This window comes from Mucilaginibacter robiniae (genome assembly GCF_012849215.1).
In the GTDB taxonomy this organism is placed as follows: domain Bacteria; phylum Bacteroidota; class Bacteroidia; order Sphingobacteriales; family Sphingobacteriaceae; genus Mucilaginibacter; species Mucilaginibacter robiniae.
Genome location: NZ_CP051682.1, coordinates 133,788 through 150,192, shown reverse-complemented (window position 1 = coordinate 150,192; position 16,405 = coordinate 133,788). Strand labels below are relative to the sequence as shown.

The 16,405-nt window shown below is 40.6% G+C and carries 12 protein-coding genes; 9 read left to right on the top strand and 3 right to left on the bottom strand.

Annotated elements, in window-relative coordinates; genetic code table 11:
* Nucleotides 1-158: 158 nt before the first annotated feature.
* A complete protein-coding gene (locus HH214_RS00665; protein ID WP_169605501.1) occupies nucleotides 159-1,469 on the top strand; it encodes a flavin monoamine oxidase family protein in 1,311 nt (436 codons plus the stop codon).
* Here HH214_RS00665 and HH214_RS00660 read toward each other — a convergent pair.
* Nucleotides 1,466-2,392 (bottom strand): LysR family transcriptional regulator, encoded by a 927-nt coding sequence (locus HH214_RS00660; protein ID WP_169605500.1) that lies wholly within the window; start codon nucleotides 2,390-2,392, stop codon nucleotides 1,466-1,468. The two genes, HH214_RS00665 and HH214_RS00660, sit on opposite strands and share 4 nt — an antisense overlap.
* Before the next feature lie 90 nt (nucleotides 2,393-2,482).
* Here HH214_RS00660 and HH214_RS00655 point away from each other — a divergent pair, with 90 nt between their 5' ends.
* The 7 genes from HH214_RS00655 to HH214_RS00625 all read left to right on the top strand — a co-directional run bounded on the left by HH214_RS00655 (nucleotide 2,483) and on the right by HH214_RS00625 (nucleotide 12,681).
* Nucleotides 2,483-3,895: a TolC family protein gene (locus tag HH214_RS00655; RefSeq protein WP_248282177.1), complete on the top strand. Its 1,413-nt coding sequence runs from the start codon at nucleotides 2,483-2,485 to the stop codon at nucleotides 3,893-3,895.
* A gap of 24 nt (nucleotides 3,896-3,919) precedes the next feature.
* Nucleotides 3,920-7,267, top strand: coding sequence for an efflux RND transporter permease subunit (locus tag HH214_RS00650; RefSeq protein WP_169605499.1), 3,348 nt, complete (start codon nucleotides 3,920-3,922; stop codon nucleotides 7,265-7,267).
* 19 nt (nucleotides 7,268-7,286) lie between these two features.
* The gene (locus HH214_RS00645; RefSeq protein WP_248282176.1) at nucleotides 7,287-8,723 is read left to right on the top strand and encodes an efflux RND transporter periplasmic adaptor subunit; all 1,437 of its coding nucleotides are present in this window, start codon (nucleotides 7,287-7,289) and stop codon (nucleotides 8,721-8,723) included.
* Nucleotides 8,724-8,945: 222 nt separating this feature from the next.
* Entirely contained in the window at nucleotides 8,946-10,352 is a 1,407-nt protein-coding gene (locus HH214_RS00640; RefSeq protein WP_169605497.1) for an exonuclease domain-containing protein, read from the top strand.
* A 183-nt stretch (nucleotides 10,353-10,535) separates the two neighbouring features.
* The gene (locus HH214_RS00635; RefSeq protein ID WP_169605496.1) at nucleotides 10,536-11,078 is read left to right on the top strand and encodes a pyridoxamine 5'-phosphate oxidase family protein; all 543 of its coding nucleotides are present in this window, start codon (nucleotides 10,536-10,538) and stop codon (nucleotides 11,076-11,078) included.
* Between the two features lie 120 nt (nucleotides 11,079-11,198).
* The gene (locus HH214_RS00630; RefSeq protein ID WP_169605495.1) at nucleotides 11,199-11,894 is read left to right on the top strand and encodes a cytochrome b/b6 domain-containing protein; all 696 of its coding nucleotides are present in this window, start codon (nucleotides 11,199-11,201) and stop codon (nucleotides 11,892-11,894) included.
* Nucleotides 11,881-12,681: a molybdopterin-dependent oxidoreductase gene (locus tag HH214_RS00625; protein WP_248282175.1), complete on the top strand. Its 801-nt coding sequence runs from the start codon at nucleotides 11,881-11,883 to the stop codon at nucleotides 12,679-12,681. The genes HH214_RS00630 and HH214_RS00625 overlap by 14 nt, the downstream gene beginning before the upstream one ends.
* Nucleotides 12,682-12,761: 80 nt before the next feature.
* Here the strand turns inward: HH214_RS00625 and HH214_RS00620 are convergent, their stop codons facing one another.
* Both HH214_RS00620 and HH214_RS00615 read right to left on the bottom strand, forming a co-directional pair.
* A complete protein-coding gene (locus HH214_RS00620) occupies nucleotides 12,762-13,904 on the bottom strand; it encodes a hypothetical protein (protein ID WP_169605494.1) in 1,143 nt (380 codons plus the stop codon).
* Between the two features lie 172 nt (nucleotides 13,905-14,076).
* Nucleotides 14,077-15,177, bottom strand: a complete 1,101-nt coding sequence (locus HH214_RS00615) for a hypothetical protein (RefSeq protein WP_169605493.1) — start codon at nucleotides 15,175-15,177, stop codon at nucleotides 14,077-14,079.
* A gap of 315 nt (nucleotides 15,178-15,492) precedes the next feature.
* On the opposite strand from HH214_RS00615, the gene HH214_RS00610 reads away from it, so the two are divergent.
* Nucleotides 15,493-16,389 (top strand): cation diffusion facilitator family transporter, encoded by an 897-nt coding sequence (locus HH214_RS00610; RefSeq protein WP_169605492.1) that lies wholly within the window; start codon nucleotides 15,493-15,495, stop codon nucleotides 16,387-16,389.
* Nucleotides 16,390-16,405: the final 16 nt, after the last annotated feature.

Genomic DNA, 16,405 nt, shown 5'->3' with positions numbered 1-16,405 from the left:
TAAATAAATTCCGGTACTCATAGCCTGTAAGGGGCTAATTAAATAAAGGCAAGCGGGTTTACTATATATAAAGCAGATGCACTATAGACATACAAAGCCTTGGCGATCTTTAAATAACTTGCTTTAAAAATAAATTCTTAATTTGCATCATCTACACTATGGAACAGGCGAATATACTTGTTATTGGGGCTGGTGCGGCCGGACTGATGGCAGCTTATACCTTGGCTAAAGCAGGCAAGCGGGTTACTGTATTGGAAGCTTGCAACCGTACTGGTGGCCGTATTCACACTATTGATCGTGCTTCGTTTTTTAAACATGCTGAATTGGGTGCCGAGTTTGTACATGGTAACTTACCGCTAACTTTGGGGTTATTGCAGCAGGCCAACATTGCGTATCATCCTATCGGCGGTGAAATGTGGCAGTACCGTGCAGGTACCTTTACTCAGGATGCAGGCATGATTGAAGGATGGGATTTGTTGATGAAAAAAATGAATGCCCAGCAGGAAGATGCTACGCTAAATGAGTTTTTGGAGCAGCATTTTGTTGATCCTAAATTTGAAGAACTTAAAGATTCAGTGCGGCGGTATGCTGGTGGCTATGACACTGGGGACCCAGACCGGATTAGTGTGCTGGCTTTACAACGCGAATGGCAAAATGAAGACGAAGATGCACAATACAGGATTGAAGGTGGTTACTGTGCTTTAATACAATATTTGGTTGCTGAGTTTAAGGCGGCTGGTGGTGCTATATATTTGAATGCTCCGGTTAAGGAAGTACATTGGCAGCCCGGCCAGGTAAAGGTATATACCGCGGATAAAGAACAGTATGAGGCCAAGCAGATAATTTTAGCATTGCCCTTAGGTGTTTGGCAGGCTCCTGCTGATACCCATGGTGCAATTTCCTTTTCTCCTGGCATTGACGCACAAACAGAAGCTTTGCAGCAATTGGGCTTTGGTTCCGTTATTAAAATATTGTTGCGGTTTGATACTATTTTTTGGGAAGATGAGGTTACTGAAGAGTTGGTGGGGCATAGTTTAAAAAACATGGAGTTTTTATTCAGCGACGAAGTGGTGCCTACCTGGTGGACTCAATTACCGCAACATACCGCTTTACTTACCGGGTGGTTAGCCGGACCTGCATCACAGCAATGGGCAAATGCTTCACCTGAAGAGATTTTACAGCAGAGTTTACAATCATTAGCTCATGTTTTTAACCGGAGCCCGGAAGAATTAAAAGCCCATCTGATTGCCTGGCATGTAGCTAACTGGACGGCCGAACCTTATACACGAGGCTCGTACACGTATGATACAGTGCAAACCCCACAAGCTTTACAGGTATTGAGCGAACCAATAGCAGACACTATTTATCTGGCTGGTGAGTTCATGTACCAGGGTACAGCTATGGGCACAGTGGAGGCAGCGTTGGTGAGCGGCAGAAATGCAGTCCAGAAAATATTGGGTTTAATTTAAACTAATAACAACTTCCTGTCTTCGTTTTCAGGTTCATCGGCAAAGTACATTTTCAAACATTCTATAAAATATTCAACCGCCGGTGTTTGGCGGCAGGTAGCTGCATACCAGGTGCGTCGGGCTATTTTTTCAGGCAGGGGCAAGGTAACTAAATTAGTACCTTCTAAGTAGGGCTTTACAATCCAATCTGCCATAACAGTAATACCTAAACCCGCTTTTACCATTTCTAGCGTAGCATCTGTATAATGTATACGGTGCAGCGTTTTGGGCTTTACCTGTTGTACCTGTATCTGACTTTCAATAACAGGAGTGTCCTGGTATGATGGGTCATACAAAGGCAAAATCAGTTCTTGGTTTTCAAAATCAGCAATCTCAATATGGGTTCTTGCCGCTAACGGATGGTCCGCAGGTACTACAGCAATTAATTGGTCTTCAAATACAGCCTCGTATTTGATTTTAGTATTTACTATCTGAGTTCGTACTATAGCAACATCCACTTCACCACGCAATAAATACTCAAGCGGCCTACGGGTTGCTTCAGAAGCAATATGAATATTAATGGCCGGAAATTGTGTTTTATAATGTTTAACAATAAAAGGCAACCAATGGTAAGCAGTGTAGCACTGCAAGCTGATATTCAATTTGCCGGTATTGCCATTTTTCAAGTTCTGTAAATCTTCTTCCAGTTGCTTAATTTCTGCCAGAATTTTTTCGGCACTTTTTAAAAAGCGAAACCCTTCTTCAGATAAATGCAATCTTTTACCCTGCCTGTGAAATACTTCTATTTCCAGTGTGCTTTCCAATTCTTTCAATTGATGGCTAAGTGCCGACTGCGTTAAGTTTAAAGTAGAGGCAGCTTTAGTAAGCGTACCTTCTTTAAATATGGTATCTACTAATTTAAAGTGATGCAGTGCAACATTCATATTACAAATATTAATAACACATACAAAAATAATTCATTTTATTCATATACGACTTACCTTTACCTTTGTGTATTGTAATAAATCTTTCTGATGTTTAACAAAATAGCAATTCGCTTATATATCGTAATTGCTGGTATGTTTTTTAGTGCAACGGTTACAGCACAGGTAAAAGCTTTGGGAATGAAAGAAGCTATTGAACTTGGAGTTGACAACTATCCCGCCATTAAAGCAAAGCAAAGCCAGCTTAAATCATCCAGGGCTTATCTATCTGAAACGAAAACAGAATATCTGCCTGATTTCAACCTTTCTGCACAACAAGATTATGGTACCATCAACGGGCAAAACGGGCCGCTGTTTGGTTATCGTGGTTTAGCAGTAGCATCTTCGGGGCCGGCACAAACCACGCAGAACTGGAATGCCGCATTTGGTGCTTTATATTTAACTAATGTAAACTGGGACTTCTTTGCTTTCGGCAGAGCTATCGAAAAGGTTAAAGTACAAAAAATGGTAGTTAACCGTGATACTGCCGATTTAGGTCAACAAGTATTTCAACATAAAATCAGAATAGCTGCAGCTTACCTGAATGTGTTGGCCGCTCAGCGCTTGGTAGCCGTACAGCAAGATAACTTGAACCGTACTTTAGAAATACAGAAAGTAGTAGTAACTCGAGTAAAAAACGGTTTAAATCCCGGTGTTGATTCTTCGTTTGTTAATGCACAGGTTTCTAATGCACGCATTTTGTTAAATAATGCGCAGCAAAACGAGCAAGAGCAGGTAAATCAACTTTCGCAATACTTAGGTTTGGCACCTACACCCCAGGATTATATTCTGGATAGTACGTTTGCTACTAAATCGCCTGCCGTGCCCGATCCGCCTGCACGTGTTCGGTTAGAAAACCACCCTTTCCTGCAATTTTATCAAAGCCGCATTAATGTAAGTAATGAGCAGGCACGCTATCAGCGTACTTTCGCTTATCCAACTTTTACATTGTTCGGCGTGTTTCAAGGGCGTGGTTCCGGTTTTCAGGCAGTTTTGAGTACCACACAACCAGTTCCTTATACCAGCAGCTATGGCAGTGGGGTTGATCCAACACGGTTCAATTATCTGGCTGGTGTAGCAGTAGTATGGAATGTGAGTACCATATTCAGAACCCGCTACCAGGTACGCTCGCAGAAGCTGACATCAGAACAGTACCGGAATGAGTACGATTTAACCAACCAGCAATTAATAAACCAGCAGGTATTTGCTGAAACACGTATCAGTAATGCTGTAAAAAATGCAAAAGAAGCACCGGTAGAAATTAAAGCTGCTAATGATGCTTTCAACCAAAAAACGGCATTGTACCGCAATGGCCTAGCTACCATCACTGATTATGCCGAAGCCTTATTCGCGCTAAACCGTGCCGAAACCGATAGTTTTATTGCCTTCAACAATGTTTGGCAGGCATTGCTGTTTAAATCGGCTGCCACAGGCGATTTTTCCATATTCATTAACAATTTTTAAGATAACCAATACAGTAATAAATATATGGGACTCATTAAAGGCGCATTACAAAGACCGATTACGGTATTGGTTCTCGTAGCCGGACTGTTCTTCTTTGGTATCAATGCCGTTCGTAGTATTAAGATTGATATCTTCCCTGACTTGAACCTGCCGGTTATTTATGTATCACACCCTTATGGTGGTTACACACCTAACCAAATGGAATCGTATTTCGGTAAGCAATATGTGAACTTGCTGTTGTATGTATCTGGGGTAAAAAGTATTGAAACACGTAATATACAAGGCTTAACGTTAATTAAGCTTACCTTTTACGAAGGTACCAACATGGCGCAGGCTGCTGCCGAAGTGACGGCATATACGAACCGTGCCCAAGCAATTTTTCCGCCTGGTACGCAACCGCCGTTTATTTTAAGGTTTGACGCTTCAACATTGCCAGTAGGTCAGTTAGTATTAACCAGCCCAACACGGAGCAATAACGAACTGCTGGATTTGGCTAACGTATATGTGCGTTCGTCATTTACTTCAGTACCCGGTCTGGTATCACCCGCACCGTTTGGAGGTAATACCCGTACTGTAGTGATCAAGGTAGATCCGGGCTTATTACGTTCGCACAACTTAACACCCGACCAGATTGTAGCTTCATTACGTGATAATAACCAGAACTCGCCGGCTGGTAACGTACGTATTGGCGATTATAACTATGTTACGCCAACTAATACGACTATAAAAGCTATTAAAAATTTTGGTGATATACCACTGTACCGTAATGGTATACAAACAGTGTTTTTACGCGATGTAGCAACGGTTGAAGATGGCGCTGATATTACCAGTAGCTATGCCTTGGTTAACGGCAAACGTTCTGTTTATCTGCCTATCACCAAATCATCTGATGCTTCCACTTGGGAAGTGGTACAAAATCTAAAAAAAGCTATTCCGCGCTTTCAGGCTTTATTACCCGAAGATGTAAAGCTTTCATATGAGTTTGACCAATCAGTTTATGTAATTAACGCCGTAAAAAGTTTGGCCGAAGAAGGGGGTATTGGTGCAGTACTAACTGGTTTGATGGTGTTGCTTTTCTTGGGCGACCGCCGGGGAGCTTTAATTGTAATCATGACCATCCCGGCCTGTATCATTTCAGGTATCCTGTTTTTATACCTATTTAAGCAGACGATCAATATCATGACGTTGAGTGGTTTGTCGCTAGCTATTGGTATCCTCGTGGATGAATCAACAGTGACGATTGAGAATATTCACCAGCATTTTGATATGGGTAAACCTAAAGCTTTAGCTATTTGGGATGCCTGTAAGGAGATTGCTTTTCCAAAATTGTTAATCCTGTTCTGTATTCTGGCGGTGTTTGCACCGGCCTTCACTATGAAAGGTATTCCCGGAGCATTGTTCTTACCATTATCATTAGCCATTGGTTTTTCCATGATTACTTCATACCTGCTGGCGCAAACCTTTGTGCCGGTAATGGCTAATTGGCTCATGAAAAACGACCATGAAAAGAAAGATTTTGCCCGCGAGGATGAAGGTAGCATGGAAGAAGAGAAGGAGAAAACCGCTCAACAGGCAACGGAAGAACATCATGACCATGGCAAAGATGGTGAACATAAAGAAACTCGTTTCGATAAGTTCCGTTTATGGTTTTTGCGCAGAATGGATAGTATGTTGCCTAAGCGTAAATGGATAGTAGGTATTTACGTAATAGTTACTGTAGCATTAGCCGCACTCATGTTTACTATTATTGGGCGTGACGTATTGCCGAAAGTAAACTCTGGTACCTTCCAGGTACGTTTACGTGCACCGGATGGCACCCGTTTGGAGCGTACAGAAGCAATTACCATACGAGCCCTACAAATTTTAGAGCGTATGGTAGGTAAGGATAAAATTGCCGTAACCTCATCTTTCGTTGGTCAGCATCCTTCACAGTTTTCTACCAGTCCAATTTACCTGTTTATGGCCGGCCCGCAAGAGGCAGTAATGCAAGTGAACTTAACTGAAGATTTTGATGGCAACTTAGACGATTTAAAAGAGCAGTTCAGAGCTTATGTAAAAAAAGAACTGCCTACGGTTAAAGTATCATTTGAGCCAATAGAACTGACAGATAAAATATTAAGTCAAGGATCGCCTACGCCGGTAGAAGTGGCTATATCGAGCAAAAACAAAAAGCAAAACGTTGCTTATGCTAAAAAGGTGCTGGAAAAGCTAAAGCAAATCCCTTACCTCCGGGATGTGCAAATTGGGCAATCTTACCAATACCCCGCTATTGATATTAATATTGATCGTGTACGTGCCGCACAGTTGGGCGTAAGTATGAATGATATTTCACGTTCTCTGATTGCCTCTACTTCATCATCACGTTTTACAGAAAAGAACGTATGGTTGGATGAAAAAGTGGGCTTGAGTTATAATGTGCAGGTTGAAGTTCCGGAATACCAAATGGCCAGCACAAATGATATTCGTGAAATCCCGGTTATGCCTAACCAGCCAAGGCCCGTGTTAAGCGATGTGGCTGACATTAAACCCGACACAACTTTTGGCGAAAATGATGATATTGGCGCTATACCTACCTTATCGGTAACTGCTAATATCAACAAAAAAGACTTGGGTTCGGCTGCCGATGATGTACAGGAGTCACTGAAATCATTGGGTAAATTACCGCGGGGACTGACTATCGAACCACGGGGTTTAACGCAGACTTTAACCGATACATTGGGTAGCTTACAAACCGGTTTGTTGGTAGCTATTATAGTAATCTATTTAATGCTTACTGCCAACTTCCAATCATTTAAAGTATCACTGGTGGTATTATCTACCGTGCCGGCAGTTATTTTAGGCTCCCTTTTATTGCTGAAGTTAACAGGTGCTACGCTAAACCTGCAATCATACATGGGTATGATTATGTCGGTAGGGGTATCTATCTCCAATGCGGTGCTATTAGTTACCAATGCTGAAGAATTGCGCAAGTTTAATGGCGATGCCTTAAAGTCAGCACGTGAGGCTATCGCTTTACGTTTACGTCCAATTCTAATGACCAGTTTGGCCATGTTGGTGGGTATGATTCCAATGGCATCGGGTCTGGGTGAGGGTGGTGATCAAACCTCTCCGCTGGGTCGTGCTGTAATTGGTGGTCTGTTATTTTCAACCTTTGCTGCTGTAGTCATATTACCGTTGGTGTTTGCCTGGGTACAAGGTAACACTTCAACTGATTCCGTATCGCTTGACCCTGAAGATAGAGAAAGTAAGTTTTATGTACCCATGTATCATGGAGAAGATAAAGACGGTCATAAACCTGATAATCAAGATAAACACAAGCAAGACGGCCAGCATACCGGTTTAATACAAAACATGCAAACAGAGCATAAATAAAGCTATGAATACGTTGACGATGAATCATCTAAAAAATAAATCAACCTTTGCATCAACACTAGTTTTGGCCGGCTGGCTGGCTATGAGTGCCTGTGGTGGTAATAAGCAGGAAAAAGCCTCGCAAGAACGTGAAGTTCAACAACAGTCTGATATTGAAGTGCCGCCTGTTCAGGTAGATACAATTAAAAAAGGCAAGCTATCATCAACCCTACAGGTGCCGGGCGAATTAATGCCTTATAACGAAGTAAGTTTATACGCTAAAATTAACAGCTACGTAAAAAAGTATTTAGTTGATGTAGGTACAGAGGTACATAAAAACCAATTACTGGCTATACTAGAAGCACCTGAAATTAATTCGCAGCTAGCAGCAGCACAATCACGCATTAAGCAGCAGGAAGCTTTGTATTTAGCCAGCAAAGCCAACTACGACCGTTTATACAACACCAGTAAAACCCCTGGTACCGTAGCCCAAAATGATTTAGATCAGGCTGAAGCTCGTAAAAATTCTGATTATGCTAATGTACAGGCTGCAAAAGCATCTTATCGGGAAGTAGCTGCCAACTTGCAATATTTACAAATTAAAGCACCGTTTGATGGGGTAGTAAGTACCCGTAATGCTAACTTAGGCGCCTATGTTGGGCCAGGTGCGCAGGGCGGTGCAATGCCGCTGTTTGTGGTGCAGGAGCAAACCAAGCTACGTTTAGTGATATCAGTACCCGAGCTAAATACCGGCGGTTTAAACAATAAACAAGAGGTTGAATTTACAGTCCGTTCGTTACCTAATGAGAAATTCAAAGCACGTATTAAGCGTTTAGCTGGGGCATTAGATACCCGCCTGCGTTCTGAACGTTTGGAGATGGATGTTTACAACAACAACAGGCGGTTGCTGCCGGGTATGTATGCCGAAGTTAATGTACCGCTGGAGACTCATGATAGTACCTTTATTGTGCCAAAAACTGCAGTAGTACAATCAACAGAGCGGGTGTTCGTGGTACGAATTGATAAACAACGCCGTGCAGAATGGATAGATGTTCAGCGTGGCTTGCAAAGCAAAGACGTAATAGAGATCTATAGTAAAGAACTGAACCCTGGCGACCGGATTGTAAAAGCTGCAACTGACGAAATACGTGATGGGCAGCCTGTAAACGATAAGCAAAATGCCCAAAGCCAGAATGGGCAGGACCAGGCATCTGGAAGCGGCCAGTCTAATCAGCAAGGCAACCAATCAGCTAAGCAAGGCGGTGGCGATCAGCAGGGAGGTAGCCAGGGTGGTTTAGCTCCCGGCGAACAGCACCTGGGTCGCGAGCGTGTTGGCGAACATGGCGACCAAACTGGTGGTAGCAATGCAAACGATCAGCAAGGTGGTGGAAAAAAAGGCAAAGGTGGTAAGGGAGCCGGAGGTCAGCAAGGCGGCTTACGTAAAGAAACCGGCAATGGTGGTCGCGTAGGTAATTAATTATCTATCTACTTCTTTCTAAAGCACAATCAAGGTTAAAGGTTATTGAGTGTAATACAGTTTTGTGTATTGCACTCAATAACCTTATTTTTTGTACAACAGGTCCAAATTAAATCTATAATTCTTCATTGATTAAGTAGTTGCTCTTAACCTATTTGTCATAATAATTAAAAACATATCGCTAATAAGTTTAGCAAAAATAATTTCATTATTTTTGAATGAATGTACGCGATTGTTGATATTGAGACTACAGGTGGTCATGCCAGTGCAAATGGTATTACGGAAATAGCAATATGTATTCATGATGGAAATGAAGTAGTAAAGCGTTATCAAACGTTAATAAATCCGGGTAAAGAAATACCGGTATATATACAGGCGCTTACGGGTATCAGTAATGAGATGGTGGCCACAGCACCTGTATTTAAAGAAGTAGCATACGATATTTATCATCTGCTACAAGGTCATATTTTCGTGGCGCATAACGTTAATTTCGATCATTCCTTTGTTAAATACCATCTGGCAGCTGCCGGATACGATTTACAATGCAATAAGCTCTGTACCGTACGCCTGAGCCGTAAAATAATGCCGGGCATGCCATCTTATAGTTTAGGCAAGTTATGTCATCATATCGGTATCACTAATTCGGGTAGGCACCGTGCGGGTGGAGACGCCGATGCCACAGCCGAACTATTCACGCTCTTATTACAGAAGGATGCAGAGAATGCTATTCCAGAAGCGCTAAAGCAGCGTTCAAAAGAACAGGTATTGCCGCCCAACCTGCACCGCAAGTTTATGGATAAACTGCCGCCTACCCCAGGGGTGTACTATTTTCATGACCAGAAGGGGAAGGTAGTTTATGTAGGTAAAGCGGTAAACATTAAAAAGCGAGTAGCTAGTCACTTTAGCGGCAACAATTCCGGAGCACAACGACAGGAGTTCATGCGGCATATTCATCGTATCAGTTACCAGGAATGTGGTACCGAACTAATGGCTTTACTGACTGAGGCAGTAGAGATAAAAAGATTGTGGCCACCATTCAACCGATCGCAAAAAAAGCTAGAATTTAACTTTGGTATTTATACTTATGAGGATCAGCGCGGTTATTTGCGCTTGGCTGTAGATAAACGCCGCAAATACTCGGTTCCGGTACATACCTGTAGTTCCTTACTGCATGGTCGCAATATTTTATTAAAGTTGATTGACCAATTTGAGCTTTGCCCTAAGTTTTGCCATATACAAACCAATACGGAAACTTGTACCGGTGCTAGTGGCGAAGTATGCGCTTGTGAAGGGCATCAAGCCGCTACCGATTACAATCAGAAAGTAAATCAGGCTATTGAGGGATTGAAACTATCGCTACCTACCTTTGCCATTAGAGATGAGGGCCGTACCAATGATGAGCACAGCTGTATTCTGATTGAAGAAGGCCGGTTTTATGGTATGGGTTATATTTCACAATACTTTGAAGTGAATAGCTTGGCGCAGCTGAAAAATCATTTAACACCATACCCCGGTAATGATTATATGCAAAATATGGTTATGAACTATGCAGAACGCAACCCTACAAAGATGATTGAACTTGTGCCAATAGCCGAACCGATGAGTTATAGTTTGAGTTCAGAAGCCTGAATGGAGCGGGTTAACCGCATGAATGTCTGTAGTTGAAAGTTTAGGATTTATACATTAACTGTAGCGTTTAATGATTACAAGTTTCTTACTGCAATTTTGTAGCAGTATTCTTTAAATCAAAAAAACTTCCACACAAAAAACAGTTCGGGGGGTTATTGCTAATATTTACCGTTAAACATTATTATGGACAGCATTAATCAACAGCAGCCGGAAGATAATATCCAAAACCTGCATGGCGAAGACGCCAATAAAAAAATAAAAGAGTTAGCTGAGCAAGCCAAATCCTGCTTTTTTATCACCAATATAAAAACAGGTGTGCCTTTGTCAATCCGCCCTATGTCGGTTCAAAAAATTGACGATCAAGGCTTTTTTTGGTTTTTGAGCGCCGATGATAGTCATAAAAATGAGGAAGTATCACATGATCCTTTTGTACATTTATTGTTTCAAGGATCTGCTCATTCCGACTTTTTAAATATTTATGGTTTGGCTGAAATCAGCAAAGACAAAGAAAAGATCAAAGAACTTTGGGAGCCGATTTTGAAAACTTGGTTTACCGAAGGGGAAGATGATTCGCGCATCACTGTAATCAAAGTAGAACCTACTGAAGGTTATTACTGGGATAATAAACATGGCAATGCCATTGCTTTGTTAAAGCAAACTGCTGGTGCTGTAATCGGCAAAACCATTGATGATTCAGTGGAAGGCAAACTAGAGATAGAAGAATAAGACAACTTACATATTCTGAAAAGCGCTATAACAAATAAGTTATGGCGCTTTTTTGTTGGGCATAATCCGATATTTGTAACTTCCTGAACATAAATTTATATTCTGGCTTACTCAAAATTTATGCGCTACATTGTTCATAAGCATCCATTGGCTATCCGCTGGTTTCATTGGCTTAACTTTCCTTTATTAGCCATCATGATCTGGAGCGGCATACTCATTTATTGGGCTTATGACCCTTACGCTATCAAACTGTTTGGTACAACAGTAATCAAATTCTTTCCGGAATGGTTCTATCATAAGTATAAAATCAATGCCCGATTGGCCGAAGGAATGGCTTATCATTTTGTTTTCATGTGGTTGTTTGCAATAAACGGCTTTTTGTATGTGTTATACACTATAGTATCGGGTGAGTGGCGGTATTTGCTGCCGCAAAAACATTCTTGGCGGGATGCTTGGTTGGTTCTATTACACGATTTACACCTGCGCAAAACTGCACCACCACAAAACAAGTACAATGCTGCACAACGCATAGCTTATTCTGCAGTTATAATCATGGGAGTAGGATCACTGCTTACAGGTTTGGCTATTTACAAGCCTGCGCAGTTTAGTTGGCTTACCTTTGTGCTAGGAGGATATAAAACTGCACGGCTTATACATTTTACATTAACCGTAGGCTATTGCCTGTTTTTTATCATTCACATAGTACAGGTAATCATAGCTGGCTGGCAGAACTTTATTAGTATGATACGAGGCTTTGAAGTGACCGATGAACAAATTGTACCGATAGTTTCAAAGAAAGCAGATGATGAAAAATAAACCGGAAGATAAGTTCGATAAACTGCCACTCAACACTGAACCTTACGATAAGAAGAAAATAAACCGGCGTACATTTTTGTCGTCTATCACGTTTTTGGCAGGAGCAGGACTAGCATATTGGGGTTGGGAATCCGTTTATCATAGTGCGCGTGAAATAGCCACAGCTACGGCTGGTGCAAAATCTTCATTGCGTAGAGTACTGGATGCTAACGGATGCTTGTTTGAAGGTGCAGTTAAACCTAATCATCTATCACGTACTTATCCTAAAGTTATGGCGGCTAAAAAGCCTCGGCTAAATGGTAAACTAGGTATTACAGATAAAAACATTGAAAGCTGGGCATTAAACCTGGTAAAAAGTGCAAATGAAACCCAGCAAATTACGTTGAATGAACTTAAAAAATTACCCAAAACCGAATTTGCCTTTGAATTTAAGTGTGTAGAAGGATGGAGTCAGATCAGCCATTGGGGAGGCGTAAAGTTTAGTGACTTTGTTCATCATTTTGGCTTGCAGGAATTAGCCAAAATGGAGTATGTAGGTATGCACACCCCTGATAACAAATACTATGTAGGTATTGATATGCCCAGTGCCCTGCATCCGCAAACGTTGCTTTGCTATGAAGTAAGCGGCCAGCCGCTTTCACCTGAGCATGGTGCACCATTACGTTTAATCATTCCTACTAAATACGGCATTAAAAATCTGAAACGTATAGGCACACTATACTTCAGTAACCAACGGCCGCCTGACTATTGGGCCGAACGAGGTTACGATTATTTTTCAGGGCTTTAGAAGCGAGACGCAAGATAAATGAAAATGGCTCCTTATGTTATATTTAAGGAGCCATTTTATATAGATGTATGCTAACTTGATTACTGCTTTTTCAAGCCGATTTGATGGTTAGCATAATCTGTTAAATACAGATTGGTAAAAAAGAAATCAATAGCTAAAACACTACGATAATCACCCGTAACATTGGGGTTTAACACTTCGGTTAAGTTAGCTGTACTGCTAGTTGTATAAGTATAACTAAAGCCTTTTGTAGTAGTAACAGTTACACTTGTATTCGCTGGAAGCTGACCTAAAGCACTCGCGGTACGGTCTTCAATTATGGCAGTTGAAGGATTACCAGTATCAAATACTACCTCAGTAGAAATGCTTTTGCCACCATAAGTTATTGTAGCCGGTATATTAGGCAGATAACCATATCCTGAAACATAGGTAAGTGGGTGCATAGTGAAGCCACCAGCTGAACTTAAATCATTAGGAACTAAGCCAATGGTTAATAAATTGGACTGGAAATATAAACTTGGTGAAAAGTTACTGTTGCTAATGGCAGACAGCTTAAAACCACTAGTTACATTAGTTGGCAGTTTGAAACCATCCAGCGGACTTACTACTTCGGTAAAAGCATTACTGCCAGTTGACACCCCAAAAACATCTCCCGAATGTGCGGGCTCAGTTGTTCCATCACTATCAACAATTTTGTAATACAAGAAAAAAGCAATCCGTTTAGTAGTTACGGTATTATTGTTATCATCACTCAAGGTAACTGTTGCATAAGCTAGGTTACCATATTGTGAAACAATGTTAGGGCTTACGCCATACTTAACCACAGCCGTTCTGGAGGTCACCGTAATACCATTAACGCTTACTGAATCGCCGGTAATTTGTATGCCCGAGCTGGTAATCATAGATGCGGGTAGCACACCAGTGGCATCAAATACTAAACCTGGTGAACCAGTATCAAAAGTAGCGGCATAGTTTAAAGTTACTGTACCAATTTTGTTGATATCAACAAATATTCTTTTTGCTGTGCTGCTTGATGATTGATATTTATATAAGCCTATAGTTGCTAAAGGTGTAGGAGCTACTGTTGCAGTTACCTCTTTGTCTTTCTTACAAGCTGAAAGCAAAAGGGAGAGTGCAGTAACACTGATAAGGAGTTTAGATTTGTGCTGATAAATTCTTTTTAAAGAATTTATAGTTCCTTGCACTTTGAGTGATAAGAGCATAATTTAAAATTGGTTTTTACGGCTTTGTTGTCCTTAAAGTTATGTAATTCAGCTTATATAATTATTAGGCAATTATTAAATAGCATATTTTTTGTGAATTAAAAAAGCACACCTAGATAGGTGTGATCAACAACAATCATTGATAGTACAACTAAGTGTCTTAATTGAGTATTTAATTGTTTTTTAATCCTATACGATTACTGCTATAATCCAGCAAATATTCATTGTTTAGGAAAAAATCACTGCTGATTACTGTAGTGCTCGTTTGCGGGTCAACGTATGTTAAATTATTATTAGCCGTTATGGTATAAGCGTAGTTAAAGCTTGAACTAGTAGCTAAACTTACCGAAGAGTTCAATGGCAAAAGGGTTGTTGCAGTGGCTGATTTGTCAGCAATGTAGCTATAACCAGTAGTGCCGGTATCAAAAAGGACGTTTGTTGAAAGGCTTTTGCTTTTATAATTAATGGTTGATGTAATATAAGGGATGTAGCCATAATTACGATAGCTGGTGAGCTGGTGCATGGTGAAGGAGGATGAAGAAAGATCAGAAGAGGTTAGTCCTAAACTAACTATGCCAGCTACATAAGTACCATCATACGAAAAATTGCTCGTTCCTATTGCTGCCAGTTTAAAACCTTTAGTTAAACCAGTTCCGGGGTCAAAGTAGCTGAACGGACTAGTGAGATAAACGTTGTTTGAAAAAGTAAGATCATGTTCGGGCGATACACCAAAAACGTTAAAATACCCTTGTGGGTAGCTATGCCCATCATCATCCACAGCTTTGTAATAGAGAAAAAATGGTAAACGTTTAATCACAACATTACCTTGGCTATTACCTATAGTAACAGAAGCATAAGCCAGGTTTCCGTAAACTTTATCGGTAAAAGTATCATCATCACCGTAAGAAACTGTTGATTTTTGATTAGTAATCGTAATGCCATCAACAACAGTTGAATCTCCGGTAAAGTTAAAACCAGAACTGGTTACCATAGAAGTTGGTAAAATATCTTTAGCATCAATAACCATTCCGCCCGAACCAGTATCAAATACCAAATAATCTGTAATAGCTTGCGTGCCTACTTTCGAAATATCTATGTACAATGCTTTGTACTGGGCCGAATCAGCCTCGTAAAGCCCAAGCTTGGTAGGGGTAGCCATAATTGCTGCTGATGACCCCGAAGTAACTTTATCTTTTTTGCAGGATGCTAAACTGAATAGTAAAAGCAAAACAAAGAAGTATGTAGTACTCCGAATTAAGTATAGTTTGCTCATGTGTTTTAATTTGTTGATTTATAGACTGCTATAACAATACTAAAAGTGATTTATTGTGTTGTTTATGACAAAAGTATTTCTTATATCCATGTTTTCTGGTCTAAATATTAGTGAATACAACTTGCTTAATGAGCAAAATTATATATCAAATAAGTTAATAGTAAATAGTATAGATGAATTGTGTGTTTGTATCGATTAACGTGAGATTAGTAGTTACTGATTAGGGCTATCCTGATAAGTAAGCGGCGGATATAAATAATCTATCACCCTAAAACCTGTTATACGTTTATACTGTTAAGCGAGTACAATTCAACTATGCCAGCATCTAAAACACCTATCTACACTGCATTTGCTGCTAATACAGCTATAGCTATTACCAAACTGGCAGCTGCATTTTTTACCGGCAGCTCAGCTATGGCTTCAGAAGGCATACACTCGCTGGTAGATACCAGTAACGAAATTTTGTTGTTGTTGGGCATTACCCGCAGTCAAAAGCCAGCCGATGCAAAACGGCCTTTTGGTTATGGTAAAGAATTATACTTTTGGGCTTTCATTGTGTCATTGTTGTTTTTTGCTATAGGTGGTGGTTTATCTATTTACGAAGGCATTGAACATATACAGCATCCAGAAACTGTTAAAAACCCCATTTGGAACTATATAGTGTTAGGTATAGCTTTTTTGTTTGATGGTTATTCGTTCATTACTGCTATAAAAGAATTTAACCGGCAGCGTGGCAGCACACCATTCTGGCAGGCTGTGCACCAAAGTAAAGATCCATCCACCTTTGTAGTATTGTTCGAAGATGCTGCAGATGTGATTGGTATTTTAATAGCCTTTACGGGTATAGTTTTAGGCCAATGGCTACATAACCCGTATATTGATGGGATAGCATCGGTACTGATTGGAGTATTACTGACTACAGTGGCTATTTTATTGGTACGCGAAAGCCGAAGTCTGCTAATGGGGGAGGCTGTACCAGATAATGAGTTGCAAGAAGTAAAGGAACTAACAGAAAGAAATACAGCTGTAAATAGCGTAGTTAATAACTTATCAATGTACTTGGCACCTGAGGATGTAATTATGGTACTTAAAGTAAATTTTAACTCTAACCTTACCAGTAACCAGGTAGCTGAGGCAATCAACCAACTTCGTCAGGTTATTCAAAACAAATATCCACATTACAAACAGGTATTTATAGAACCTGTAAGCTAGAATTATATGTCGTTAA